General features: G+C 73.3%; 25 protein-coding genes. 14 read left to right on the top strand and 11 right to left on the bottom strand.

The window, feature by feature from the left end; translation table 11 throughout:
* Position 1: 1 nt before the first annotated feature.
* The gene (locus AB0J40_RS46380; protein ID WP_364466890.1) at positions 2-394 is read right to left on the bottom strand and encodes an STAS domain-containing protein; all 393 of its coding nucleotides are present in this window, start codon (positions 392-394) and stop codon (positions 2-4) included.
* Between the two features lie 251 nt (positions 395-645).
* Between AB0J40_RS46380 and AB0J40_RS46375 the strand changes: the two genes are divergently transcribed.
* Genes AB0J40_RS46375 through AB0J40_RS46365 form a run of 3 tightly spaced genes read left to right on the top strand, consistent with a single transcriptional unit; the run spans position 646 to position 3,985 of the window.
* A complete protein-coding gene (locus AB0J40_RS46375; RefSeq protein WP_364466888.1) occupies positions 646-954 on the top strand; it encodes a DUF4326 domain-containing protein in 309 nt (102 codons plus the stop codon).
* A 52-nt stretch (positions 955-1,006) separates the two neighbouring features.
* Entirely contained in the window at positions 1,007-3,568 is a 2,562-nt protein-coding gene (locus AB0J40_RS46370) for a hypothetical protein (protein ID WP_364466886.1), read from the top strand.
* Between the two features lie 9 nt (positions 3,569-3,577).
* A complete protein-coding gene (locus tag AB0J40_RS46365) occupies positions 3,578-3,985 on the top strand; it encodes a hypothetical protein (RefSeq protein ID WP_364466884.1) in 408 nt (135 codons plus the stop codon).
* Here the strand turns inward: AB0J40_RS46365 and AB0J40_RS46360 are convergent.
* Positions 3,982-5,427: a phenylacetate--CoA ligase family protein gene (locus AB0J40_RS46360; protein WP_364466883.1), complete on the bottom strand. Its 1,446-nt coding sequence runs from the start codon at positions 5,425-5,427 to the stop codon at positions 3,982-3,984. The genes AB0J40_RS46365 and AB0J40_RS46360 overlap by 4 nt on opposite strands.
* Before the next feature lie 29 nt (positions 5,428-5,456).
* Between AB0J40_RS46360 and AB0J40_RS46355 the strand changes: the two genes are divergently transcribed.
* From AB0J40_RS46355 to AB0J40_RS46345, 3 genes are all read left to right on the top strand, one after another.
* The gene (locus AB0J40_RS46355; protein ID WP_364466881.1) at positions 5,457-5,945 is read left to right on the top strand and encodes a MarR family transcriptional regulator; all 489 of its coding nucleotides are present in this window, start codon (positions 5,457-5,459) and stop codon (positions 5,943-5,945) included.
* 172 nt (positions 5,946-6,117) lie between these two features.
* Entirely contained in the window at positions 6,118-7,362 is a 1,245-nt protein-coding gene (locus tag AB0J40_RS46350; RefSeq protein ID WP_364466879.1) for a hypothetical protein, read from the top strand.
* Positions 7,363-7,458: 96 nt separating this feature from the next.
* Positions 7,459-7,764: a DUF1883 domain-containing protein gene (locus AB0J40_RS46345; RefSeq protein ID WP_086685181.1), complete on the top strand. Its 306-nt coding sequence runs from the start codon at positions 7,459-7,461 to the stop codon at positions 7,762-7,764.
* Here the strand turns inward: AB0J40_RS46345 and AB0J40_RS46340 are convergent.
* The gene (locus tag AB0J40_RS46340) at positions 7,733-9,328 is read right to left on the bottom strand and encodes an amidohydrolase (RefSeq protein ID WP_364466877.1); all 1,596 of its coding nucleotides are present in this window, start codon (positions 9,326-9,328) and stop codon (positions 7,733-7,735) included. The two genes, AB0J40_RS46345 and AB0J40_RS46340, sit on opposite strands and share 32 nt — an antisense overlap.
* 49 nt (positions 9,329-9,377) lie before the next feature.
* Between AB0J40_RS46340 and AB0J40_RS46335 the strand changes: the two genes are divergently transcribed.
* The 6 genes from AB0J40_RS46335 (at position 9,378) to AB0J40_RS46310 (ending at position 15,754) form a co-directional block, all read left to right on the top strand.
* Positions 9,378-9,854, top strand: coding sequence for an MSMEG_6728 family protein (locus tag AB0J40_RS46335; protein WP_364466875.1), 477 nt, complete (start codon positions 9,378-9,380; stop codon positions 9,852-9,854).
* A 170-nt stretch (positions 9,855-10,024) separates the two neighbouring features.
* A complete protein-coding gene (locus AB0J40_RS46330) occupies positions 10,025-12,565 on the top strand; it encodes a DUF5127 domain-containing protein (RefSeq protein WP_364466873.1) in 2,541 nt (846 codons plus the stop codon).
* A gap of 22 nt (positions 12,566-12,587) precedes the next feature.
* Positions 12,588-13,730 carry a type III PLP-dependent enzyme gene (locus tag AB0J40_RS46325; RefSeq protein WP_364466871.1) on the top strand — a complete coding sequence of 381 codons (1,143 nt, stop codon included), beginning with the start codon at positions 12,588-12,590 and terminating at the stop codon, positions 13,728-13,730.
* On the top strand, positions 13,723-14,082 hold the full coding sequence (gene speD / locus AB0J40_RS46320; protein ID WP_364466869.1) for an adenosylmethionine decarboxylase: 360 nt from the start codon (positions 13,723-13,725) through the stop codon (positions 14,080-14,082). The genes AB0J40_RS46325 and speD overlap by 8 nt, the downstream gene beginning before the upstream one ends.
* Positions 14,082-14,945, top strand: a complete 864-nt coding sequence (locus AB0J40_RS46315) for a spermidine synthase (protein WP_364466867.1) — start codon at positions 14,082-14,084, stop codon at positions 14,943-14,945. The genes speD and AB0J40_RS46315 overlap by 1 nt, the downstream gene beginning before the upstream one ends.
* A 182-nt stretch (positions 14,946-15,127) precedes the next feature.
* A complete protein-coding gene (locus tag AB0J40_RS46310) occupies positions 15,128-15,754 on the top strand; it encodes a DUF4360 domain-containing protein (protein WP_364466865.1) in 627 nt (208 codons plus the stop codon).
* Positions 15,755-15,811: 57 nt separating this feature from the next.
* On the opposite strand, the gene AB0J40_RS46305 is transcribed toward AB0J40_RS46310, so the two are convergent.
* The 3 genes from AB0J40_RS46305 to AB0J40_RS46295 all read right to left on the bottom strand — a co-directional run bounded on the left by AB0J40_RS46305 (position 15,812) and on the right by AB0J40_RS46295 (position 17,104).
* Positions 15,812-16,231 carry a hypothetical protein gene (locus AB0J40_RS46305; RefSeq protein WP_364466863.1) on the bottom strand — a complete coding sequence of 140 codons (420 nt, stop codon included), beginning with the start codon at positions 16,229-16,231 and terminating at the stop codon, positions 15,812-15,814.
* 174 nt (positions 16,232-16,405) lie between these two features.
* Entirely contained in the window at positions 16,406-16,528 is a 123-nt protein-coding gene (locus AB0J40_RS46300) for a hypothetical protein (RefSeq protein ID WP_364466861.1), read from the bottom strand.
* Positions 16,529-16,651: 123 nt separating this feature from the next.
* Positions 16,652-17,104: a MarR family transcriptional regulator gene (locus AB0J40_RS46295; protein ID WP_364466859.1), complete on the bottom strand. Its 453-nt coding sequence runs from the start codon at positions 17,102-17,104 to the stop codon at positions 16,652-16,654.
* 74 nt (positions 17,105-17,178) lie between these two features.
* On the opposite strand from AB0J40_RS46295, the gene AB0J40_RS46290 reads away from it, so the two are divergent.
* On the top strand, positions 17,179-19,233 hold the full coding sequence (locus AB0J40_RS46290; RefSeq protein WP_364466857.1) for an MMPL family transporter: 2,055 nt from the start codon (positions 17,179-17,181) through the stop codon (positions 19,231-19,233).
* Here the strand turns inward: AB0J40_RS46290 and AB0J40_RS46285 are convergent.
* A complete protein-coding gene (locus tag AB0J40_RS46285) occupies positions 19,214-19,591 on the bottom strand; it encodes a MerR family transcriptional regulator (protein WP_364466855.1) in 378 nt (125 codons plus the stop codon). The two genes, AB0J40_RS46290 and AB0J40_RS46285, sit on opposite strands and share 20 nt — an antisense overlap.
* A 48-nt stretch (positions 19,592-19,639) precedes the next feature.
* Between AB0J40_RS46285 and AB0J40_RS46280 the strand changes: the two genes are divergently transcribed.
* Positions 19,640-20,446, top strand: coding sequence for an MBL fold metallo-hydrolase (locus AB0J40_RS46280; protein ID WP_364466853.1), 807 nt, complete (start codon positions 19,640-19,642; stop codon positions 20,444-20,446).
* Positions 20,447-20,483: 37 nt separating this feature from the next.
* Here AB0J40_RS46280 and AB0J40_RS46275 read toward each other — a convergent pair whose 3' ends face one another.
* The 4 genes from AB0J40_RS46275 to AB0J40_RS46260 all read right to left on the bottom strand — a co-directional run bounded on the left by AB0J40_RS46275 (position 20,484) and on the right by AB0J40_RS46260 (position 23,791).
* Complete coding sequence (locus AB0J40_RS46275) at positions 20,484-21,554, bottom strand: cobalamin-dependent protein (RefSeq protein WP_364466851.1); 1,071 nt, start codon at positions 21,552-21,554, stop codon at positions 20,484-20,486.
* On the bottom strand, positions 21,551-23,110 hold the full coding sequence (locus AB0J40_RS46270) for a PP2C family protein-serine/threonine phosphatase (protein WP_364466913.1): 1,560 nt from the start codon (positions 23,108-23,110) through the stop codon (positions 21,551-21,553). Before AB0J40_RS46270 ends, AB0J40_RS46275 begins: the two co-directional genes overlap by 4 nt.
* A gap of 58 nt (positions 23,111-23,168) precedes the next feature.
* Positions 23,169-23,564, bottom strand: coding sequence for an ATP-binding protein (locus AB0J40_RS46265; RefSeq protein WP_364466849.1), 396 nt, complete (start codon positions 23,562-23,564; stop codon positions 23,169-23,171).
* 92 nt (positions 23,565-23,656) lie between these two features.
* Entirely contained in the window at positions 23,657-23,791 is a 135-nt protein-coding gene (locus tag AB0J40_RS46260) for a hypothetical protein (RefSeq protein ID WP_364466848.1), read from the bottom strand.
* Positions 23,792-23,867 lie beyond the last annotated feature (76 nt).

The raw sequence follows: 23,867 nt of genomic DNA, 5'->3' as shown, positions 1-23,867 counted from the left end.
GTCAGCCGACCGGTCGCGGGCGCATCACCCCGTAGAAGTCCATCGGCAGCACCGTGAACAGCCGCCGCACGGCGCGCGAGCGGCCGGGGTCCACCGTGAGGTGCGCGCCGGAGGCGTCGGCGAGCAGCTGCGCGCGCAGCAGCGAGTTCAGCCCGGCGACGGAGATGAACGTGACGCCGGAGAGGTCGACGACGACCTCCGCGACCTCGCCGCGGATGCGGGACTGCAGGAGCTCGTCGAGCCGGCGCGCGGTGCTCAGATCGACCTCGCCGCTCACCCGGACGAGGACGGTGCGCGGGGCCGGGCGCGCGACGTGCAGGGTCATGCGACCGGCGTCGATCCAGCCGGGGGCGGAGATGAGCTCGTGGTCGGCCGGGCGAGGTTCGGGAACCATCGCGGCACACCCTTTCGTCAGACGGCGGGAGCGAGCCGGACGCGGGCCGAAAAGGGTGCCGGTCAAGGCAGCCTGCCGGCCCGGGCGCGGAACGTCCGGCAGCGGCTGACGGCTCAACCGTGAGCCTTCATGATAGTGCAGATGCACTAGGCCGACCACCGGGGTGCACTTTGCCGACCGCAATGGGGGACGGGCACGAGCCCCGCCGGCGTCTCCGGCGTGCCAGGCTGACCGGCGAGGAAGGAGCGCGCATGCCCACCACCGTCGTCAACCTGAAGGGCCACCGCGACGACCCGCGGTACGCCGACGTCGTCTACGTCGGGCGGCCGATGCACCGCGGCGGCTGGCACCTGGCGGGTTCGAAGCTCGCCAGCCCGTTCCGGCCGGGCCCCGACGGCACTCGCCAGGAGGTCCTGGCCAAGTACCGCGAGCACCTGCTGTCCCGGCCGGACCTGCTCGCGCTCCTGCCGGACCTGCGCGGGAAGCGGCTCGGGTGCTGGTGTGTCCCCGAACCGTGCCACGCACAGGTGATCGCCGAGCTCGCGGATCACGGGCCGTAACGAACCGCACCCCCTCCGCGAGTAACCTGGCGACACGAGGGGGTGATCGACGGTGTCCGCGCGACGGTACGGAGGCTTCGATCAGGCGGAACTGCCGGCGGCTCACCGGATCCGGTGGTGGGTCGCGGCGGTCACGGCGGGACTCGTCGCGACCGGGTTCGCCGTCGTGCCGTACCTGCCGTTCTTCCAGCGCTGGACGTTCGTCCGCGACCCGAAGGTCGCGAGCGTCATCACCTGGACCGTCCTCCAGACGTCCGTCGTGGTGATCGCCGCGGTGCTGACGCTCTACTTCGTCGGCCGGGCCCGGCTCGAAGCCGCCGCCTTCCGCGCGAACCAGATCGACATCCGGCTCTTCGCCGACGAGCGCCCCGAAGGCAGCCACGACCGTGAGATCGACTCCGCGGTGGAGCTGACCGCCGCGTTCAAGCGGATCCTCAACGACTCGCGGCTCTACACGCCGACGCCGGTGCCCGGGGTCGGCGGCTCCTACGACTTCATCCAGATCGTCGAGCACGCCGGCGACGCCGCGGAAGGCTGGTGGAAGGCCGCGACCAAGCTGGTCCGGCTCGCCCAGCCGCCCGCGGCGTTCACCGTCACCGGCACGGTCCGCCCGGGCAACACGACCGGCCGCCACCAGCTGATCCTCGAGCTGGTGCGCGTCCCGCGGTTCGCCGCGAGCCCGCTGGTGATCGAAGACGAGAACTGGCCGCGCGTGCTGCACCGCGCGGCCAACGCCGTGGCCGCGCTCGTCATCCCGCGCAGCGCGTACGTCCGCACGAACATCCACTGGGCGGCCTGGCGGGGCGCGAAGATCCCGTACGAGCTGTTCGACGCCTACCAGCGCGCCAACCACTTCGTCACCCACCGCCGCTACGACGAAGCCCTCGCCGAGTACTACCGCGCGGTCAGCCTCGACCCGTCGAACGTCTACATCAGACTCGAGATCGCCGCCCTGCAGGAACAGCTCGACCTGCACCTCGACGCGCTCGCGACCTACGACGACGTGATCACCGTGTGCAGCAGGGGCCACCCGGGGCTGGCCCGCTGGTGGATCGGCCCGGACTTCGCGCGCCAGCCGCGGCACGCGGGCCGCGGGCGTGCCGTCGCGCTGCTGATCGCCCGCTACCGGCACGCGCTGGTCCTCGGCCACGGCGACTCCGTGGCCGGCTCGTGGTGGGTGCGGCGCACGACGGCGGGCGCGCCGGGCGACGCGCGGGCGCTGCGCCGGGCCGAGCTGCGGACGGCGCTGGAGCTGCGCTTCCGCCGCTACGTCGACCTCGACGTGCGGGTGCGGCCGTACGCGATCCCGCCGGAGAAACGCCTCGAACTGCACCGCCGCGTGCTGAAGGCACCCGTCGAGGAGATCGTCGTCCACGAGGCGACGCCGGAGCGGCTGGCCGAATACAACCAGCGCGCCGCCGAGATGCGGTCGTACTTCTGCGCGCTGTCGCAGTACGAGATCGAACGGCTCATCGCGGACTACCGCCGGTTCGGCAGGCGCTGGCGCAGCAGCTGGCACCAGCTGACGAACCGCGCGCTCGACCTGTCCCTGGTCTGGGCCGTGGTGCGCCGCGCGATGGCCGACGTCGAACCGGTGACGGGCGCGGTGCCCGTGCCCCAGCCCGCCTACCCGGCCAGCCGGGTGCGGCTGGCCGACGTGTGCCCGGACCGGCGGTGGCCGCCGGATCCCCGGGCCCTCGACGACACCGTCGAAGCCGCCGGCCCGCGCAAGTCGTGGGAGGAGTGCTACAACGCGGCGAGCGTCTACGCCGTCGCGATGCTGGAAGTCGGCCCGCGCGGCGAGCGCGACCTGCGCGACCGCGCGCGCAACCCGCGTCTGGTCGGCGAAGCGCGGGACGAGGTGGCTCGCCGCGCGGTCCGCGAGCTCTACCACGCCGCGACGATCAGCCACAGCGGACGGCTGCCGGAGCGCCGGTCGTGGGTGATGGGGGAGGACCCCGACCTCGTCGCGCTGCGCGGGCACGAGCTGTTCCGGGTGTTCGAGATGGTCACGTTCTCCCCGGACCGCGCGGCGCCCCTGCGGCCGCAGCGCGTCCACGTCTGGGAGCAGGTCGGCTACGTCCGGCGGCTCGTCGGCGAGATCGCGGCGTGCCGCGCGCACTTCTGGCGGGCCAAGGCCGCCGACCCCGAGCCGGACGACCGGACGCTCGACCGCTGGCGTTCGGCCGACCGCGACGCCTGGCGCAAGCTCGCCGAGCTCGCGACCGGCAAGCAGGACTGGTACACGCGCTACCAGGCGATCTGCGCGTTCCGCGCGTGGTCGGCCGACTCGGGCTACCCGGGCTCGATCGCGGGTTTCCCGCTCTACAGCGAAGAACGGCTGCACGCCCAGCTGCGCGGAGCCGCCGGCCGGCGCGGGAAAACGGGCCTGGACGCGAACATCGTCGTCCGCGAGTACGTCCGCCTGTGCGACCAGCGGCTCGACCAGCTGGCGGCCGACATCGCCGAACTGACCGAGCAGTCGCCGGTCACCGGTTTCGCGGCGTGCGCGGACCTGTGGACGGCGCTGAGCGCGTGGTTCGACGACGACATCGCCGACGGCTCGTCCGCGGAAGAGCGGCGTGAGCGGTTCCGCAAGCTGGCCCGGCCGTAGGCTGATCCGGTGCGAACGAGGCTGCGGACGCTCCGCGTCGGAGAGCAGACGTTCACCTGGCGGGCGGCGATCGGCCAGGTCGCCGGCGACGGCGCCGACCGCCACCGGTGCGTCCGCGTGCGCGTCTGGGGCGCCGGGAAGAACGGCCGCGCGCTGGAGGCCGACCTGCTTTCGAAGGCCACGAGCGTGGGCTGGAGCCCGGCCGAGACCGACGGGTCCTACCCGGCGGCCGCCGACGTCCGGTTCCTCGTCGAGCACGCGCTGACCCTCGGCTGGGACCCCGGCGCGCTGGGCGGCACCTTCCGCCTCACCGAACACCACGGGCTGGAGCTGCCGGGCTTCCTGCTCACCGACCGCGTCCGCGACCCGCACGCGCCGGACCCGACCGCGCGGGTCAACCGGGCGGCCGAGGCCTAGGACCGCCGCGTGTAGCGGTGCTTCACGCCGACCGGGAAGTACTCCGGGTCGCCCGCCGGGCGCAGCACGACGTCCGGCCGCTGCCGCTCGGCCGGCACGTAGTGCGCGAACTCGCTGTTGAGCCGCCGCAGCTGCTCGCGGACCGCGTCGGCGATCGCGTCGGCGTCGGCGGTCGCGCCCGGTGCCGTCTCGACGGTGATCCGCAGCCGGCGGTCGTGGTCGTCGTCCTCGGCCGACTCGATGACGAACTTGCCCGTCACGGTGTCGCTGATGCCCGGCTGCTCCAGCCCGACGGTCACGTTCTCCGGGTAGACGTTCGCGCCGAAGAACGACACCGTGAACAGCGACCGGCCGAACACGTACACGAACGGCAGCTCCGGCCCGGGCGGCGGCGTGAAGCCGTGGCGGGCGCAGAGTGCCAGCAGCTCGGCGTGCGGCAGGATCCCGCCGTCGTCGGCGATGTGGTAGCGGATCAGGGGGATCCCGCCGTCGCCGGTGAAGACGAGCGTGCCCTCGTGCACCTCGAAGAAGCGGCTCGCCGGGTCGTACTGCACCAGCGTCGGGAGCCGGGCGTCGCCGAAGACCTCCCGCGCCGGTCCGGGGCGGTCGGCGAAGAAGCGGCGGATGCCGGCCGACAGCGGGGTTTCGGTGCCGAGGACGCCGGCGTCGGCCGTGCCGTACAGCGACGCGATGTGCCGCACCGGGTCGGTCACCCCGGCCCGCCGGGCCACGAGTTCGCGCCACTGCTCGCTGAAGACCTCGCCGGCCAGCACGAGCTTGATCGCGTACGCGGGCCAGTCGACGCCTTCGGCGAGGCCGGTGTCGACGACGTCCTTGACGAACGGCGGGTAGCCCAGCAGCACGACCTGCTCGAAGTGCGGCGCGAGTTCGGGCAGCACGCGCAGGATCTCGGCCTTGTTGTTGCCCGGCGCGACGACGGTGACCGGGCATCCCTTGGCCGCGAGGTGGCGCACGCACGCCGTGGTGAAGAGGCCGCCGACCCAGGTGCCGAGCGGGAAGCAGACGACGGCCAGCGTGCTGCGCCGGTCGGCTTCGAAGGCGTCCACCAGCACGGTTTCGAACCGGCGGGCGACGTGCAGCTCGTCTTCGAGGGCGCGCGGCCAGATCGTCGGACGACCGCTGGAGCCGGAGGAGACGGCGATCATGTCGAGCCCGTCGAACGAGCCGCCGCGGCACAGCTCGGGCAGCGGGTACTTGCGGTGGTAGCCGTCCTTGTCGAGCAGCGGCAGCGTCCGGAAGTCCGCCATGGTCCGGATTCCGCCGGGTTCGACGCCGTGGTCGCGCAGGAACTTCCGGTACGCGGGCACGGTTTCCGCCGTGCGGTGGAAGAGGTCCAGGACGTGGTCCGCCGCCGGTGGTTCCGGCGGGCCGAAGAAGGTGTCGAACGCTTGCCGCACGCGGGTCTGCCGGCCGAGGTCCATGATCGGCGAGCATAGCGGGCGCACGTGTCATGATGGGCGGCGTGAGCACGTCCGCCGAGCAGCAGCCCGCCGGCTCGCCGTTGACCCTTTACCTGGTCAAACGGCTCGAGCTGGCGATCAGGGCCCTGCTGGACGACGCGCTCCGGCCGGTCGGGCTCACGACGTTGCAGTACACGGCGCTGACGGTGCTGGAGGCCAGCGGCGCCCTGTCGTCGGCGCAGCTGGCCCGCCGGTCGTTCCTGCGCCCGCAGACGATGCACGAAATGGTGCTGGCGCTGGAGAAGCGCGGGCTGATCGCGCGGACGCCGAAGCCGGACAACCGCCGCGTCCTGCTCGCCGGCCTGACGGACGAGGGCCGCGCCGTGCTGGCCGGCTGCGCCCCGGCGATCGCGGAGGTGGAGGGCGCGCTGCTGGCGGACCTGAGCCCGGGCCAGCGCGCGACGTTCCGCGAGGGGCTCCAGCACGGGGTGCTCGCGCTGGGTGCATTGTCGTCCCAGCGGCGTTCTCACGAAGGCTGACCTGCGCCTGGGGGACCGGTCTCCGCCAGGTGGCGGAGTTACTCGGGCTCGCTGGCGAAAAAGGCTAGTCCGGTCGAGTGGTAGCGCCGGGTGGCGCGTTCCCGGGGTGTGGGGAAGGCCGTTGGGGGGTACGTCCCAGACCTGCTTTTCCGCATCCGGAGGTAAACCGACCGTGACCAGTGCTCGCGACAGGGGTGGCCTGAGAGCCACCGCCCGGCGCGCACTGCTGGTCGCCGGCGCGGCGGCGGGTTTGTGGCTGGTGTCGTGGGCGCTGTCGGAGCACGCGGAGGCCGCGGAGCGGGCTTCGGATCCGGTCGGTGCTGTGGTGGCCGGGGTGCTGGGGGAGCCGCCTTCCGGTGGTGGCGGCCCGGTGGTCTCGGCGGCTTCGGTGGTTGTGCCGGTTTCGCGCACGGTTCGCGCTGCGGACGAGGTGGCCAAGCCGGCGCCGCGGGTTGCCGCGCCGGTGGTGGAGCCGCTCTCGCGGGTTGTGCGGGCGGCGCTCCCTGTGGTGGAGCCGGTTTCGCAGGTTGTGCGTGCGGCTGGGCCTGTGGTTGAGCCGGTGTCGCGGGTTGTGCAGGCGGCTGGGCCGGTGGTTGAGCCAGTGTCGCGGGTTGTGCAGTCGGCCGTCCCCGTGGTGGAGCCGGTTTCGCAGGTTGCTCGGGCGGCTGCTCCTGTGGTTGAGCCGGTGTCGCGGGTTGTGCGGGCGGCCGTCCCCGTGGTGGAGCCGGTTTCGCAAGTTGTGCGGGCGGCGGCCCCCGTGGTGGAGCCGGTGTCGCGAATTGTGCATGCGACCGCGCCCGTCCTCGAACCGGTGTCGAGGTTGGTGCGCGCCGCGGCTCCGGTGGTCGAGCCCGTGGTGCGTTCTGTCGAGCCGGTCCTCCGGCCGGTCTCCCAAGTCGTGCGCACCCTCGAACCCGTGGTCGATCCGGTCGTTCGCGCCGTGGCTCCCGTCGTGCAAGCCGTCGAGCCCGTCGGCGAGCCGATCACCGGGACCGTCGTCGACCCGCCCGCCACACCGCCCGCCACCAGACCGCTCTTCACCCCGGCACTCCGAGCGAAAACCGCGCCACCGACGGCAAACCTCGAACCGACGGCAGCCATCACCCCCGCCGAACGACTGACCACCGTCCACCCGGCCACCCGAGCGGGAGACTGCCCACGCCCCGGCCGGAACCCCGAAGCCGCCACGACACACCCCGCGCGGCACACCGCCGAGCACCCGGACCGTGCTCCCGGCCACGCCCCGGCACCCCGGGCCCCGGCCCCCGCCGATGCCGCCTGCGGGACCGCCCCCACGATCCCGCCCGCTTTCCTCACCCCCGGCCACGGACCCGGCGCGAGCCCGGAGTTCACGCGGTCGCACGGGGACTTCGTGCCGCTCTGGCAGCCCTGCAAACCGGGTACCGGCCCCGGCTGACCACCGCCCCGATCGACTTCGCCGTCGCGGTGCGCGGCGTGTTCCGCGCTGCCCGCGACCCGCCACAACCACAACTCACTTGTCAAGAGGGGCGAAATGGAAGCGAATGTGTTCGATCTCGGGAAAGTGCGAAGAGACGCGGTGGTCACCATCCGGCTGGACGCGATGGCCAACGTCAGGCTCCTGACGGAGGTCAACTTCCAGGCCTACCGGCGCCGGCAGTACTACCGGATGCACGGCGGGGTGGCCACCGCACCGATGTTCAAGATCCACATCCCGGCCAACGCGCACTGGTTCCTCGTGCTCGACGTCGAGGGGCTGGAGAACCTGCCGTTGCGGCCCCGGGTGAGCGTCGAGCCGGAGCCGGCCGTCATGGCTCGTGGACGCACCGGCCCCCGGTGAACGTCATCGCGACCTTCGCGGCCCCGATCTCGCGGTCGGGGCCGGCGAAGGGGTCGCGGTCGAGCACCACCAGGTCGGCGCGGTGGCCGGGCCGGATCGCGCCCGTGTCGTCGAGGTGGTTGACGTAGGCCGAGCCCGCCGTGTACGCGGTGATCGCCGCGGCCAGGCCGATCCGCTGGTCCGGCAGGAACGCGGGGACGTCTTCGCCGTACGGGATCCGGTTGACCGCGACGTGGATGCCCTGCAGCGGGTCGGGGCTGCTCACCGGCCAGTCGCTGCCGGCGGCCAGGGTGGCCCCGGCCCGCAGCAGGGCGCCGAACGGGTACTGCCACGCCGCCCGTTCGGCGCCGAGGAAGGGGATGGTCAGCTCGTCCATCTGGGGCTCGTGCACGGCCCACAACGGCTGGATCGTCGCGGTCGCGCCGAGCCGCCCGAAGCGCGGGACGTCGTCGGGGTGCACCACCTGCAGGTGCGCGAGGTGGTGGCGCCGGCCGTCGCCGTTGGCCGCGCGGGCGGCTTCGACGGCGTCGAGCGCGTCCCGCACCGCGCGGTCGCCCAGCGCGTGGAAGTGCACCTGGAAGCCGTGCGCGTCCAGGAGTGTCACGTACTCGCGCAACGCCGTCGCGCCGACGAAGCTGAGTCCACTGTGGCCGGTGCACCGGTAGGGGGCGAGCAGGGCCGCGGTGTGGTTCTCGGCGACGCCGTCCAGCATGATCTTGACGGTGTCGGCGCGGAAACCGCTGCGCCGCAACGACTCCCGGCGCTCCAGGAGGTCGGGGAGCTGCTCGGCGCCGCGGGCGCGGTCCCACCAGAGCGCGCCGGTGACCCGGGCGGTCAGCAGCCCGCGTTCCGCCGCGGTCGCGTACGCCCGCGACGGGTCCGGCATGCCGCCGTACTCGCCGAGCAGCGCGTCCTGCCAGGCGGTGACGCCGAGCGAGTGCAGCAGCCGCTGCGCCCGCAGGAGGCCGGCCAGCTCGTCGACCTCGGTGACCGGCGGCAGCAGCCGGGTGACGAGGTCCATCGCGCCTTCCTGCAGGACGCCGGTGGGGCCGTCGGCGTCGCGCTCGACGCGGCCGTCCGGTGGGTCCGGCGTGTCCGCGGTGATGCGCGCGCGGGCGAGCGCGGCGCTGTTCAGCCAGGCGCCGTGGTGGTCCCGGTTGACCAGGACGACCGGCCGGTCCGCGACGACGGCGTCGAGCAGCCGGCGGTGGGGGAGGCCGCCCGCGAAGGTGTCCATCGACCAGCCGCTGCCGGTGAGCCACTCGAGCCGCGGGTTGGCCCGCGCGTACGCGGCGACGGTGTCGAGGCAGCTCACGACGCTGGTGGCGCCGGTGAGGTCGCACCGGCCGAGTTCGACGCCGCCGCCGACGGCGTGGACGTGCGCGTCCTGGAAGCCGGGCAGCAGCAGGCCACCGTGCAGGTCCACGACCTCGGTGCCCGGGCCGATGACCGGGGCGGGATCGGTGCCGACGGCGGTGATCCGGCCGCCGCGGACGGCCGCGAACCCGGCCCGGCCGCCGGGGGTGAGCACGGGGCCGCCGGTGAAGACGAGGTCGGCGTGCATCCTCCGATCTTCCCGCATCGGCGGGCCGTTCCAGGGGTACCCGGCGGGGATGCAGACGTTCCTCCCGTGCGCCGACTTCACCGCGAGCGCCCGCGCGCTCGACCGCCGCCGGCTGGGCAAGCAGCGCGTGGAGACGCTCCAGGTGCTGCGCGCGCTGGTGATCCCGGGCTACGGCTGGCGCCACCACCCGGCGGCGAAGATGTGGACGGGGTACGAAGAGGCGTTGACGCGCTACGGCCTCGAGGTGTGCGCGGTGTGGTGCGAGCTGGGCGCGGCGGACACGTGCGCGGTGAAGCTGACCGACGAGTTCACGCGGGCGATCGGTCGCGGCGACGTGCGCACCCAGGCCGAGCTGGCGGCCACCGGCGACCTCCCACCGTGGCTGGGGGAGGAAGCCCTGCACCGGAGCCACCAGTCCGCGCTGGTGCGGAAGGACCCGGACCACTACGCGGCCCGGTTCCCGGGGGTGCCGGCCGACTTGCCGTACGTCTGGCCGCCGTCGGACCGGCCGCCCCGCGCCGCCTGATCCGCTCCGGCAGACCTCGGCCGCGGACGGGTCGAAAAAGTGCACCGGACCTGCGTGCCTAGTGGTCCGTAAACCATTCACCACACCGACCAACGGCGGATTTACAACGTTGTACCAACGATGTAAAAGTTATCCCCGCACGAGCTCGCCCGCCGTGGAAGGGGCCACCGATGTCCTCCCGAGAACGCGCTCACCTGACCCGCCGGGACCTGCTCCGGCTCGCCGGCGGCACCACCGCCGCCGTGGCCGCCGCGCTCTGGCTGCCCGGAACCGCCGCCGCCGGTACCTTCAGCCCGATCCGGCCGCCCGCCACCCCGCTCATCGTCCGCTCGCCCTACCTGTCCACCTGGCAGCCCGCCGACAACCTGGCCGGCACCTGGTCGAGCTTCTGGACCGGGCACATCACCGCGCTCTGCGGCCTCGCCCGCATCGACGGCGCCGCCTACGTCTTCGCCGGTCAGCCAGCGCTGCCGGGCGGACCCGCGCTCACCCCGATGACGCAGGTCAGCCTGCAGGTCACCGGCACCCGCTCGACCTACGTCCTCACCGGCGGCGGCGTCAACCTCACCGTCACGTTCTTCTCGCCCGTCGACCCGGCGAACCTGCAGCGCCAGTGCGTCCCCTTCGGCTACGTGACGATCCAGGCCGCCAGCGCCGACGGCCGCGCCCACGCCGTCGACCTGCACTTCGACACCTCCGCCGAGTGGGTGCACGGCGACACCTCGACCCCGGTCACCTGGACCCGGCAGCAGTCGGGTGGCTACACCCTCCTCAGCTGCACCCCGGCGAGCCCGGGCGTCCTGCAGGAGAACGGCGACCAGGCGAGCTGGGGCCGGCTCGTGCTCGCCGCGCCCACGTCCGGGACCAGCTGGCAGATCGGGCAGGACACCGTCGTGCGCGCCGCTTCGGCGGGCCAAGGCACCCTGAACAACACCAGCGACACCGCTCAGCCGCGCGCGATCAACGACCGCTGGCCGGTGCTGGCCTTCAACAAGAACCTCGGCACGATCGCGGCCGGCGGCTCGTCGGCACCGTTCACGCTCTCGATCGGGCACGTCCGCACACCCGCCGTCCGCTACCTCGGCACCCCGCTGAACCCCTGGTGGACGCACTACTGGGGCAGCTGGCCGGACATGGCCGTCTGGTTCGCCGACGACTACGCCTCCGCCCTGTCCGCCGCGACCGCGATCGACCAGCGGCTGCACGACGACGCCGTCGCCGCGGCCGGCGGCGGCATCACCGGCGAGCACTACGCCGGGATCTGCGCGCTCGCGCTGCGCCAGGCCTTCGGCGGCACCGAACTCGTCGACCGCGGCGGTGCGCCCTGGGGCTTCCTCAAGGAGATCTCCTCCAACGGCAACATGTCCACAGTGGACGTCACCTACCCGGCGTTCCCCGCCTACCTCTACCTGTCCCCGGCCTACCTGCGGCTGATCCTGGAGCCGCTGCTCGACTACGCCGAGCGCGGCGGCTGGCCGATGCAGTTCGCCGAACACGACCTCGGCACGCACTACCCGGACGCGACCGGGCACAACGACGGCAACGAGGAGAGCATGCCGGTCGAGGAGTCGGCCAACCTGCTGATCATGGCCGCCGCCCTGGTCCAGCGGCTGCCCTCGGCGGACGCCGCCGCCTTCGCGAACACCCACTACCGGATCCTGCGGCAGTGGGCCGAGTACCTGGTCGGCACCACCCTGGACCCCGGCTTCCAGAACCAGACCGACGACTTCACCGGCTTCATCGCCCACAGCGCCAACCTCGCGCTCAAGGGCATCATCGGCGTCGGCGCCATGGGGATCATCGCCACCGCGGTCGGCAACACCGCCGACGCTCAGCGGTACCGCTCCACGTCGCGCGGCTACATCAGCCAATGGGTGACGCTCGCCGAGGACGGCCAGCACCTGAAGCTCGCCTACGACCAGCCCGGCACGTGGAGCCTGAAGTACAACGGCTTCGCCGACCGCGTGCTCGGCCTCGACCTGGTCCCGCTCGGCGTCGCGGCGCAGGAGGCGGCTTGGTACCAGGGGCGCGTCGGCGCCCACGGAGTGGTGCTCGACCCGCGCAACAACTACACGAAGGCCGACTGGGAGCTGTGGACCGCGGCCTGGCTCGCCGACCAGCCGAACATCCGCACCTCGCTGGTCGAGGGCGTGTACAGCTACGCGAACGTCACGCCGCAACGGGTGCCGTTCAGCGACTGGTACGTCGTCGCCGACGCCACCCAGCGCGGCTTCCAGGCCCGCCCGGTCGCCGGCGGCTACCTCGCCCTGCTGACGCGTCCGGCGGCGTCGACGACGGTGTGGCGGAAGCTGCAGAACCAGCGCTCGGGCAAGGTCCTCGCCGTGTCGAACATGTCGCTGGCCGACACCGCGGAGGTGACGCAGTGGACGGACAACGGCACCGCCGACCACCTCTGGGCCGTCGTGGACAACGGCGACGGCACGGTCCGGATCGTCAACCGCAACAGCGGCAAGGTCCTCGCGGTGCACGACCAGAGCCTCGACAACGGCGCCCACGTCCAGCAGTTCCAGGACAACGGCACCCCCGACCACAACTGGCGGATCGTCGACGCCGGTGGCGGCTGGTCGAAGCTGGTCAACGTCCGCAGCGGCAAGGTGATGGCGGTCGACCAGCAGTCCACGGCGGACGGCGCGCAGGTGACCCAGTGGGACGACAACGGGACACCGGACCACCTGTGGCGGTTCGTCTGACGCCGTTTGCGACACTGGCGCCGTGTGCGCCGACCCCCTCCGCCGGTTCCTCGACGAACGGGACCCGCCGACCCCGTGCCTCGTCGTCGACACCGACGCCGTCGCCGCCCGGGCGCGCGAGGTCCGCGCGGCGTTCCCGGGCGCGCTGATCCGGTACGCGGTCAAGGCCAACCCGGCGCCGCCGGTGCTCGACGCGCTGGTGGCGGCCGGGATCGGCTTCGACGTCGCCGGGCCCGCCGAGCTGGCGCTGTGCCTGGAGCGCGGCGCGGCCCCGGCGGACCTCGCCTACGGCAACCCGATCAAGAAGCCCCGGGACATCGCGTACGCCTTCGAGGTCGGCGTCCGCGAGTTCACTTCGGACGCCGCCGCCGACGTCGACCACCTGGCCGAGCACGCGCCCGGTTCGGCCGTGTCGATCCGCGTGCTGCTCGACGCGCCGGACTCGGTGACGCCGTTCGGCCGGAAGTTCGGCTGCGAGCCCGCCGAGGCCCTCGACCTCGTGCTGCGCGCGGCCGCGCTGGGGCTGCGGCCGGGCATCGCGTTCCACGTGGGATCGCAGCAGCCGGACGCCGGCGCGTGGGAGATCGGGATCGCCACGGCGGCGAAGCTGTTCGCCGAAGCCGCGGCGCAGGGCGTCGCGATGACGCGGCTCAACCTGGGCGGCGGCTTCGCGACCGCCCACCGGACCGCGGTGCCGGCGTTGGCCGCGTACGCGGCGACGATCGCGTCCGCCCTCGACACGCACTTCCCCGGCGAGCGGCCCGAGCTGATGCTGGAGCCGGGCCGGGTGCTCGTCGCCGACGCCGGCCTGCTCCGGACCGAGGTGGTGCTCGTCGCGTGGCGCGGCGATCGGCGCTGGGTCTACCTCGACATCGGGCGCTACAACGGGCTCGCCGAGGCCGAGAACGAGGCCATCGCGTACCGGTTCGAGCCGGTGGCGGCGCACGGCGGGCCGAGCGGGCCGGTGGTGCTCGCCGGGCCGACCTGCGACGGCGACGACGTCCTCTACCAGCGGACGCCGTACGAGCTGCCGCTGTCGCTGACCCCCGGCGACCGGCTCGACCTGCCGGGCACCGGCGCCTACACCGCGAGCTATGCGTCGGTCGGGTTCAACGGCATCGAGCCGCTGCGCACCTGCTGCGTCGGGCGGTGGGGCGATGCCTGAGATCGGCCGGTTCACCGGGCGCCACGTCCTCGCCGAGCTGCACGGCGTCGACCCGGGCCTGCTCAACGACGCCGCGCGGCTCGGCGAACTGCTGCGGGCGGCGGTGACGGAGGCCGGTGCGACGGTCGTCGACGTCGTGGCCAAGCGGTTCGTGCCACAGGGGGCCACGGTGATCGCGCTGCTGGCCGAGTCGCACGCGTCCGTGCACACCTACCCCGAGCACGGCTCGCTGTTCGCCGACGTGTTCACCTGCGGCTCGCGGGCCGACCCCGAGCACGCGCTGCGGCTGCTGGCGAAATCGCTGGACGCCGCCTCGGTCCACCTGTCCGTCCTGCACCGGGGAGAACGCTGATGCCCCTGATCCACGAACCGGTCGGCGCCGGCCTCACCCGCGTGTGGGAGATCGGCGACGTGCGGTTCCACGCGCGCACGCCGTACCAGGAAGTGCTGATCGGGACGACCGCGCAGGGGGTTTCGCTGTTCTGCGACGGCGAACGCCAAAGCACCGAGGCGAGCCAGCTCGTCTACCACGAGGCGCTGATGGTGCCGGCGCTCCTGCTGGCGGAGCGGGTGCGGCGGGTGCTGATCATCGGGGCGAGCGAGGGCGTCGCCTCCCAGCTGGCGGTCGCGGCGGGCGCCACGCTCGTCGACCACGTCGACATCGACGAGCAGGCCGTGCGGGCCTGCGCCGAGCACCTGCCCTACGGCTACACGACCGCGGACCTCGCCCGCGGCGGCGGGCCGGTGCGAGTGTCCTATGAGGACGGCTGGGCGTTCCTGGCCGCGGCCGAAGCCCGCGGCGACACCTACGACGTCGTCGTGATCGACCTGCCGGACGAGAACACCGATCCGGCCGCGCAGCACAACCGCTTGTACGGAACGGACTTCCTCGGCCGGTGCGCGCGCGTCCTCGCCCCCGGCGGCGTGGTGACCTGCCAGGCGGGCTGCCCGACGTTGTGGCGCAACGAGACGCTGCTCGCCTCCTGGCGGCGGTTCCGCGAAGTGTTCGGGACGGTGCTGTACTTCGGGTCCGACGAGCACGAGTGGGCGTTCCTGACCGGCCGCGCCGACGTCGTCGACGAGCCGGGCGCGCTGGTGGCGCGGCGGTTCGCGGAGCGGGGGAGCGGCGCGGCCACACTGGACGCCGAAGCGCTGCTCGGCGGGACGACCCCGCCGTATTCGCTCCGGCACGCCAGTGGTCCGGACCAGAAATAACCGTCGATTGTGCGACGTGCGCAACTATTGAGGACTGAATAACCGGGAAATGGATTTCCCGCACTCCGCGTTGTCGTGTTACTCCGTTCAGTGGCCGTCGAAAAGGTTGCGATCGCGCTACGATCCGTTCCGCGCGCGATCATCGTGATCAAAAGGCACCGTGGCCCATTTGGAGGAGCGTCATGCTCGGTATGTTGGTCGTAGCCGGAATGGTTCTGTCCACCCTCGCCGCACCCGTCGATTCCCCGGCGACATCGGCTCCGACCGAAAAGATCACGCTCGACGTCAAGACCATCAACGGCTCGGGCTGCCCGGCGGGCACGGCCACGGCGACGGCGGACGTCGCGTCCGACAACACGTCGTTCACGGTGCACTACACGAACTTCACGGCCAAGGCCGGCGGTGGCGCGTCCGCGCTCGACGCCAGGAAGAACTGCCAGATCAACGTGCTCGTCCATGTGCCGCAAGGGTTCACCTACGCGATCGCCGAGGCGGAGTACCGCGGTTTCGCGCACATCGAGAGCGGGGCGAGCGCGCTCGAGCAGGCCAACTACTACTTCACGGGCACGGCGCCGACCGCCCGGGTGCGCCACACCTACCCGGGTCCGTTCCACGGCGTGTGGCGGGCGACGGACACCACCGACGTGGCGGCGCTCGTGTTCGCCCCGTGCGGCGAGGACCGCAACCTGAACATCAATGCGGAACTGCGGGCGGACGCGGGCGGATCGGCGGGAACGAGTTACATCGAAATGGATTCCGAACACGCGAGCGTGGACACGATTTACCACTTCGCGTGGAAGACCTGCTGAATTGCGCGAACCACGGCCCGCTCACCGGAACCCGTCCGGTGAGCGGGCCGGTTCGCGCTAGACGTGGGTGACCAGGAGTGTCACTCCCGCTTCGCCGCCGCAGTCGACGAAGACCGGTCCGACGCCGTTGCCGATGTGCTGCGCCACCGTCGCCTTGGCGACGTAGTGGTCCGGCCCCGCGTCGAGGATGCGGATGTTCTCCAGTGCCGGGTGCTCCGGGAAGCCGCCGAGCACGGACCTCAGGCCGGTGCCCCCGCCGCAGCTGCCGGTGATGGTCACTTCCTGGCCGCGGTGCGTCGTCGGGTTCGGTGTCACTTCGACGGTGGCGCGTGCGCCCTTGGGCGGCTGAGTGGTCATGGTCCCCTCCGTGGTCCCTTGGTCCGCCGACGCCCCGCCGGCGATCCCGATGCTCACCGCCGTGACGAGCCCGGCCGCGGCGGCCAGCCCGGTCACGGTGCGGGTGGTCTTGCTGCGCATGGTGTTCTCCTCCCTGGACCCGGGGTTGGCCGGATCTGCTTCGTCAGTCGCCGCGGGGTGGGCGCGGGGTTCTCGACGAAGGGGAGTGAGACGTGGATCACATGCGGGAGTGCCGGGCGGCCGTGCCGGAGGGGTGGTGCCGCTCGAACATCCACAAAGGACTGATGGGGCAGGTCAGTCGAGCGCGCCCGACATCGGCAGCTCGGCCGGTTCCCGCTTCGCCGGCGCCAGCGTGCATCGTCGCTCGAACCGCTCCATCAGGACGGTGGCGATCAGGAGGGCAACTGGGGTGCTCACCGCGATCCACATGTCAGAACAGCTACCCAGGCTCGCCCCGGCTGAATCGCGCGGTTCACCGGACTCCGGCCGCCGACGGCGGCCGTCACCTCGCGAACCCGGCCCTGGCCTGGGCGCGGCCGGTCAGGTAACCGGTTGGTCTCGATCCGCCGCGGACAGCCGGGCGATCACCTGCAGCAACCCGGCCCGGAACGCGTCGTCCGCACCGAGGTCGCCGAGCACCGCGGGCTCGGCCCGCACCGCCCGTTCGTGGACCGCCCGCCCTTGGGCCGTCAGCTGGGTGACGTGCCGCCGGGCGTCCGCGGGGTCCTGGGTCCGCGTGACGAACCCCGACTTGGCCAGCCGGTCCAGCGTGCGGCTGATCGTCTGGTCCGTCACCTGGCAGCGCTGGGCCAGCGTCCGCTGGGGGAGCGGCCCGTCGCGCAGGGTGTGCAGCGCGATCAGCCCCGCGTGGGTGAGCCCCATGCCTTCGAGCACCGCCGTCCAGCGGTGTTCCACCAGGCGCGCCGCCACGGCGAGCAGCCGGCCCGTCGGCCACGTGCTCAGGTCGGGTTCGGGGGTTGTGCTCACCGTCACTCCGGGTCGTCGTGCAGAATGTTCAGCTTGCTGAACAATTGGGGGTGTTCGCCTTCGAAAGGACCTTAGCGACCATGAACGACAAGCCGCGCCGGCTCCGCTGGCTGATCCCCGCCCTGCTGGTGGTCGCCTGGCTCGGCCTGGGCGGGTTCGGCGGCCCGTTCGCCGGGAAGCTCGGCGAGGTCGCGAAGAACGACAACGCGGCCTTCCTGCCGCGCTCGGCCGAGGCCACCGAGGTCTCCGACGAGCAGAAGGCCTTCACCCCGCGCCAGGTGCTGCCCGCGACCGTCGTCGCCGAGCGCACCACCGGCCTGACCGCGGAAGACCGGCGGTTCCTCGACGCCAAGGCCGCGGAGCTGGGCACCGTCCCGGGCGTCGTCGGCCCGCTCGGGCAACCCGAGAAGGCGCCCCGCGACGACCAGGCCGTGCAGCTGGCCGTCCCGATCCTCGCCGACGGCAACCCCGCCGACGTCGTCAAGGAGGTCCGCGCGAAGCTCGCCGGCGCGCCGCCGGGGCTCACCGTGCTGGTCACCGGGCCCGCCGGGCAGATCGCGGACCTGGTGACGGCCTTCGGCGGCATCGACGGCATCCTGCTGCTCGTCGCCGGTGGCGTCGTCGCGCTGATCCTCGTCGCCGTCTACCGGAGCCCGCTGCTGCCGTTCCTCGTCCTGTTGTCGGCGGTGCTCGCGCTCGGGCTCGCCAGCCTCGTCGTCTACCTGCTGGCGAAGCACGACGTCCTCGCGCTCAACGGCCAGAGCCAGGGCATCCTCTCCATCCTCGTGTTCGGCGCGGCGACGGACTACGCGCTGCTGCTCGTCGCCCGCTTCCGGGAACAGCTGCGCGACACGCCGAGCCGGTTCGAGGCGCTGAAACTCGCGTGGCGCGCGACGCTCGAACCGATCGCCGCGTCGGCGGGCACCGTGATCCTCGGGGTGCTGTGCCTGCTGTTCAGCGACCTGAACTCCAACAAGGGCCTCGGGCCGGTCGCGGCGATCGGCATCGGCGCCGCGCTGCTGGCGTCCACCACGTTCCTGCCCGCCGTGCTGGCCCTGTGCGGCCGCGGCGCGTTCTGGCCGTTCAAGCCGGCGCTGGGGTCGCCGCACCCCGAGACGTCCGGCGTCTGGGGCCGCGTGGCCCGCCTGGTCGGCCGGCGCCCGCGGGTGGTCTGGGTGGTGACGGCGCTCGTCCTCGGCGTCGGTGTCGCGTTCCTGCCGCAGCTCAAGGCGTCCGGCACCGCGCAGTCCGACGTCTTCCTGACCCAGGTCGAATCCGGGACCGGGCAGGACGTCCTCGGCAGGCACTTCCCGGGCGGCCTCGGCGCGCCCGCCGTCACGATCGCCGACGCGGACGCGGTGCCCGCGGTGCTCAAGGCGGCCACCATGGCCGGAGTGGCGCAGTCGGTGCCGTTGCCCAAGGAGGTGAACGGCCGCGTCCGGATCCTGTCCGTGCTGACCGACCCGGCCGACTCCGAGGCGGCGGTCGCGACGGTCGGGCGGCTGCGCGACGCCGTGCACGCGATCCCCGGCGCGAACGCGAAGGTCGGCGGCCCGACGGCGATCCAGCTCGACACGCAGAAGACGTCGGAGCACGACCGCGCCCTGATCATCCCGATCGTGCTGCTGGTCATCTTCCTGGTGCTGGCGCTGCTGCTGCGGTCGCTGCTCGCGCCGCTGCTGCTGATCGCGACGGTCGTGCTCTCGTTCGCCGCGACGATGGGCGTCTCCGCCGTGGTGTTCAACCACGTCCTGGACTTCCCGGGCGCGGACCCGGTCGTGCCGCTGTTCGGGTTCGTCTTCCTGGTGGCGCTCGGGATCGACTACAACATCTTCCTGATGACGCGGGTCCGCGAAGAGGCGCTCACCCGCGGCACGCGCGACGGCACGCTGCGCGGGCTGTCGCTGACCGGCGGGGTGATCACGTCGGCAGGGGTGGTGCTCGCTGCCACGTTCTCCGCGCTCGCGGTGATCCCGATCCTGTTCCTCGCCCAGATCGCGTTCATCGTGGCGTTCGGCGTCCTGCTGGACACGTTCCTGGTGCGGTCGCTGCTGGTGCCGGCGCTGACGGTCGACGTCGGGCGCCGCGTCTGGTGGCCGTCGAAGCTGGCGAAGGCTACGAAATCGCCTGCTTGAAGTCCGGGCACTCGACGAGCGGCACGTGGTCGCAGGTAGCCGCGTGCCGCAGGCTGTCACGCATCCTCGTCAGCCGGTCGATCGTGTCGTCGAGCTCGGCCGCCTTGACCGCCATCCGCTCGCGCAGGGCGTCGTCGCTCGGCGTGGCCACCAGGAACCGGGCGATCTCCGCGATCGTGAACCCCGCCCCGCGCGCGCAGGCGACCAGGTCGAGGCGCTGCAGGACGTCCGGGTGGTACGTGCGGCGCAGGCCGTTGCGGCCGGCCGGCTCGACGAGCCCGCGCTTTTCGTAGAACCGCAGCGCCGACGGGGCCAGCCCGGACTTCTCGGCGACTTCGGCGATGTCGAGCAGGGTCATCGTGGCCTCCTTGACTTGAAGCGTAGTTCAAGTCAGACGATGGCGGCCATGAAGATCCACCACCTCAACTGCGGGTCCGTGCGGCAGATCGAAGCCCCCGGCCTGCCGCCCGCGCCCGCGGTCAACCACTGCCTGCTCGCCGAGACCGGCCACGACGGCCTGGTGCTCGTCGAAACCGGCCTCGGCCTCGACGACGTCCGCGATCCCGCGGCGACGCTGGGTGGTGACTGGGTCACGATGGCCCAGCCGCTGCTGTCCGAAGACGAAACCGCCGTCCGGCAGGTCGCGCGGCTCGGCTTCGCGCCCGAAGACGTGCGGCACGTCGTCGTCACGCACCTCGACGTCGACCACTGCGGCGGCCTGCCCGACTTCCCGGACGCGCGGGTCCACGTCCTCACCGCCGAGCGGGACGCGGCGCTGGCCGGGGCACCGAGCTTCCGCTACCGGCCCGCGCACTGGGCGCACGGGCCGAAGTGGGAGGTCTACGAGCCGCCGTCGGGCGACGACTGGTTCGGGTTCGCGTCGATCCCGCTGCGGGGGATCGAGGCCGACATCCGGCTCGTCCCGCTCGGCGGGCACACCGCGGGCCACGCCGGGGTCGCGCTCCACGACGGCACCCGCTGGCTCCTGCACTGCGGCGACGCGTACTACTACCACCGGGAGCTCGACGTCGTCCCCGAGCCGCACCCGGTCCTCGACGTCGTCCAGACCCGCTCGGAACTCCACCACGACCTGCGCTTGGGCACGCAGGCGCGGCTTCGGGAGCTGGTGCGCCGGCACGGCGAGGAGGTGACGGTCTTCAGCGCCCACGACCCGTGGGAGCTGGACCGGCTGCGAGTCGCGGCGGGCGCGTGACGCTTCGCCGTCCGGCGCGGTCCACGTGCAGGTCGAGCTAGGCCGACAGCCCCGAGCCGGCGGCCGGGTCCGCCACGTGCGTGCGTGCCGCGCGGAGCAGGCCGGTGGCCCGCGGGAAGTCGCGCAGCTCCGCCTCGAGCAGTTCGAGGGCGGGAACCAGCGAGGCGGCCGGGACGCCGCGCGCGGTGAGGATGCCGGCGGTCCAGCTCAGGAAGCCGGTGAACAGCTCTTCGTCGCCGACGTACAGCGCCGTCGCCAGGAACTCGACGATGTGCGCGAGGTCCTCGGCGGTGTGCTCGCGTTGCGGCTCGGTGTAGGTCCGCACGGCCGGGATGCGGTCCGCCAGCCCGGCCAGCACCGCCTTGACCAGCCGGCCGGCGTTGCGCGTGACGAGCGTGTACTCCTGGTCGGCCAGGTGCGGCAGGTCGTCGAGCGGCTGGTGCGCGGCGGTCGGGGAGGGGAGCGGCTCGGCCAGCCGGTCGGCTGCCGCACGCGCGTCCGGCGCCCACGCCTCGGCGCCGAGCAGCCGGGCGTACCGGCCGTCCGGCCCGAACGCCGCGCCGCCGGCGATGACCGGCGTCGCGGCCGCCTGGCACGCGGTGATCGTGGCGTGCGCGGTCGGGAGCCGGGTCGCGATCGATCCGGACAACGCGACCGCGTCCGGCCCCGTGCGGTGCAGGTGGGCGACCAGGTGCGGGGCGGGCACCTGCGCGCCGAGGTAGTCGACCCGGAACCCGCGCAGCCGCAGCACTTCGGCGAGCAGCCGGGCGGGCATCGCGTGCCACTCGCCGTCGACGCAGGCGACGGTCACGCGGCCGAGGTGCGGTTCCGGCCGCTTCAGCACGTAGGCGAAGGTCGCGATGACGCGGTCGTTGATCGCGGTCGCGGCGTGCTCCTGCGCCACGGTGAGGCGGTTCGCCGCCCATTCCCGGCCGACCTTGCGCTGCACCGCGCCGATCACGTCGAGCAGCAGGCTCTCCGGGTCGGCGCCGTCGCCGAGCGCCTGGACCACGACGTCGCCGGCGGCGTACTCGTCGCCGGTCGTGACGGCCTGCCAAAGCCGGTCGGCGTGCTCGGCCGCCGCGGCGGTGTGGGTGGTGGTGCTCAAGCCGGGTACCTCCCGTGCCCGGGGCCGTCGACGGCGGCCAGGTGCCGGCCGCGCGGCGCGGTGATCGCCAGGACGGCCATGTCGTCGTGGGTGCCGCGGCCGATCCACTGCGACGCGAGCATCTGGATCCGCTCGACGACGGCGTCGGCGGGCATGTTCGCGCACTCCGCGAGGGACTGCCGGAGCCGGTCCTCGCCGAACATCGCGTCCCCGAGCGGGCCGCCCCGCGCCTCGACGATCCCGTCGGTGTAGAGCAGGCACGTCTCGCCCGGGTCGAGCGTGACGTCCGTGCCGGACGACTCGATCTCCGGCAGCACCCCGATCAGGCTCCCGTGGGTGTCGGCCTCCGCCACCCGGCCGTCGGCCCGCACGATCAGGGGCGGCGGGTGGCCCGCGCTGGTCACGCGCAGCCGGACGGTGGCGCCCTCGCGGCGGACCGAGGCCAGCACCAGCGTGACGAACCGCGCGTCACGCCGGTCGGCGAGCGTGCGGTTCAGCACCTCCAGCAGGGCGCGGTGGTCGCCGGCCATCGGCAGCAGCGCGCGCAGCGTGGTGCGGATCTTCCCGGTCAGGACCGCGGCGTCGAGGCCCTTGCCGCAGACGTCGCCGAGCACGGCCAGCGACTCGTCGCTCCCGGTCGTGATCGCCGAATGTACGTCGTAGAAGTCGCCGCCGATGCGCTCGCCGTCGCGCGCCGGGCGGTAGCGGCCGGCGAACTCGACGCCACCGAGCTGTTCGAGCGTCGGCGGGAGCAGCTCGCGCATCAGCGTGTCGGTGATCGACGCCTGCAGCGCGAACACGCGCGCGGCCGACATCGCCGCGCCGGCGCGCGCCGCGAACAGCCGGGCGAAGAGCTCTTCGGAGGCGGTGAACGACGCCCGGTCGCCGCGGCGCAGCAGCACCAGCGCGCCGGCCGGGACGCCGTGGCCGGGCAGCGGCGTGACGACGATCGAGCCGACCGGGCCGAAGCCCGCGGGCAGCACCCAGCCGGGTGCCGCGTCCGGGTCGAGCCAGCGCGAGGGCACCGGCGGGAAGCCCTGCAGCGCCTCGCCGAGGCCGGGCAGGTCGTCGGGGTCGATGTTCAGCCGGGACCGCGCCGGTTCCCCGCCGCGCACGCAGGTGACGGCGGGGTAGTCCCCGCCCGCGGCGGGCGCCAGCACCAGGGCGGCGTCGGCGAGGTGCTGCGCGGCGAGCCGGGCGGCGACCTCCATGCAGCGTTCGAGGTTGAGCGAGCCCAGCAGCGCGGCGGAGGCGTCGCCGAGGAACGCGGTCCGCTCCTGCTCGCGGACCAGGGCGAGCCGGGCGGCCCGGGCGTCGGTCTCGTCGACCAGCCACCACGTGACGGCCTCGCCGTGGGGGATGGGGTGGGCCGCGAAGGACCGCGCGCCGACGTCACCGCGGACGACTTCGTCGCCACTGGCGTCGTGTGCGGTCACCAGCCAGTCCGGCGCGCACTCGGACAGCGGACGGCCCGGCTCGGCGCCCGGGAAGAGCGTGTGGGCGGCTTCGTTGAGGGAGCGGACGACCCCGGCGTCGTCGGCGCGGATGGCGGCCACGGGGGCGGCGGTCCAGTCCCGGTCGGTGTCCGGGACGGCGGGCGCGGTGCGCGCCGGATCAGCCACGGGCGCCTGCGGGGTCGTCGGTGGTCAGCTCGGCCCACAGGGTCTTGCCGCTGGGCCGGCGCAGCTGGCCCCAGGCCGCCGCGCAGCGCTCCACCAGCAGCAGCCCCCGGCCCCCCTGGTCGGACGGCGCCCGGCGGCGGGCCGGTTCGCCGCCGCCGTCGTCGACCTCGATGCGCAGCTTCGCGGCACCGGACAGCAGGCGCACGTGGTAGGGCGCGCGGCCGTGGCGCAGCGCGTTCGAAGTGAGCTCGTCGACCACCATCACCGCGGTGCTGACCACGGTGGCCGGGAACTCCCGCAGGACGGTGCGGACCCAGTGGCGGACTTTCGCCAGCTCCGTGAGCTCGGCGGTGATGCCGAGCTCGTGCCGGATCGTTCTCAGGTTCACGTCCGCCTCCCTGTCCGTGCCGGGCCCCGTGGCGAAGCCCTCCCCTTCTTCATGCCCGGATCCGGGCCCGCCGACACGGATATCGGAGGAGGTCATGATTCTTCGCCCCGGGAAGCGCGGACCGCGGCGCCGCTCGGGTGCACCGGCACGACGTCGCCGAGGCGCAGCAGGAGCGACCGGCCCGCACCGGAGTACCGCTGCCGTGGCCGCGTTGCGTCGGTCGTCATGCGGGCTCCAGGAACGGGGAACGGGAACGCGGGCTGGCGGCTCAACCTGCTCCCGACGCAATCTACCAGCGCCGCC

Origin of the sequence: Amycolatopsis sp. NPDC049691, assembly GCF_040675005.1 — a bacterium.
In the GTDB taxonomy this organism is placed as follows: Bacteria; Actinomycetota; Actinomycetes; order Mycobacteriales; family Pseudonocardiaceae; genus Amycolatopsis.
Note: the sequence above shows the minus strand (reverse complement) of the source record. Positions and strands in the feature narration are given on the sequence as shown.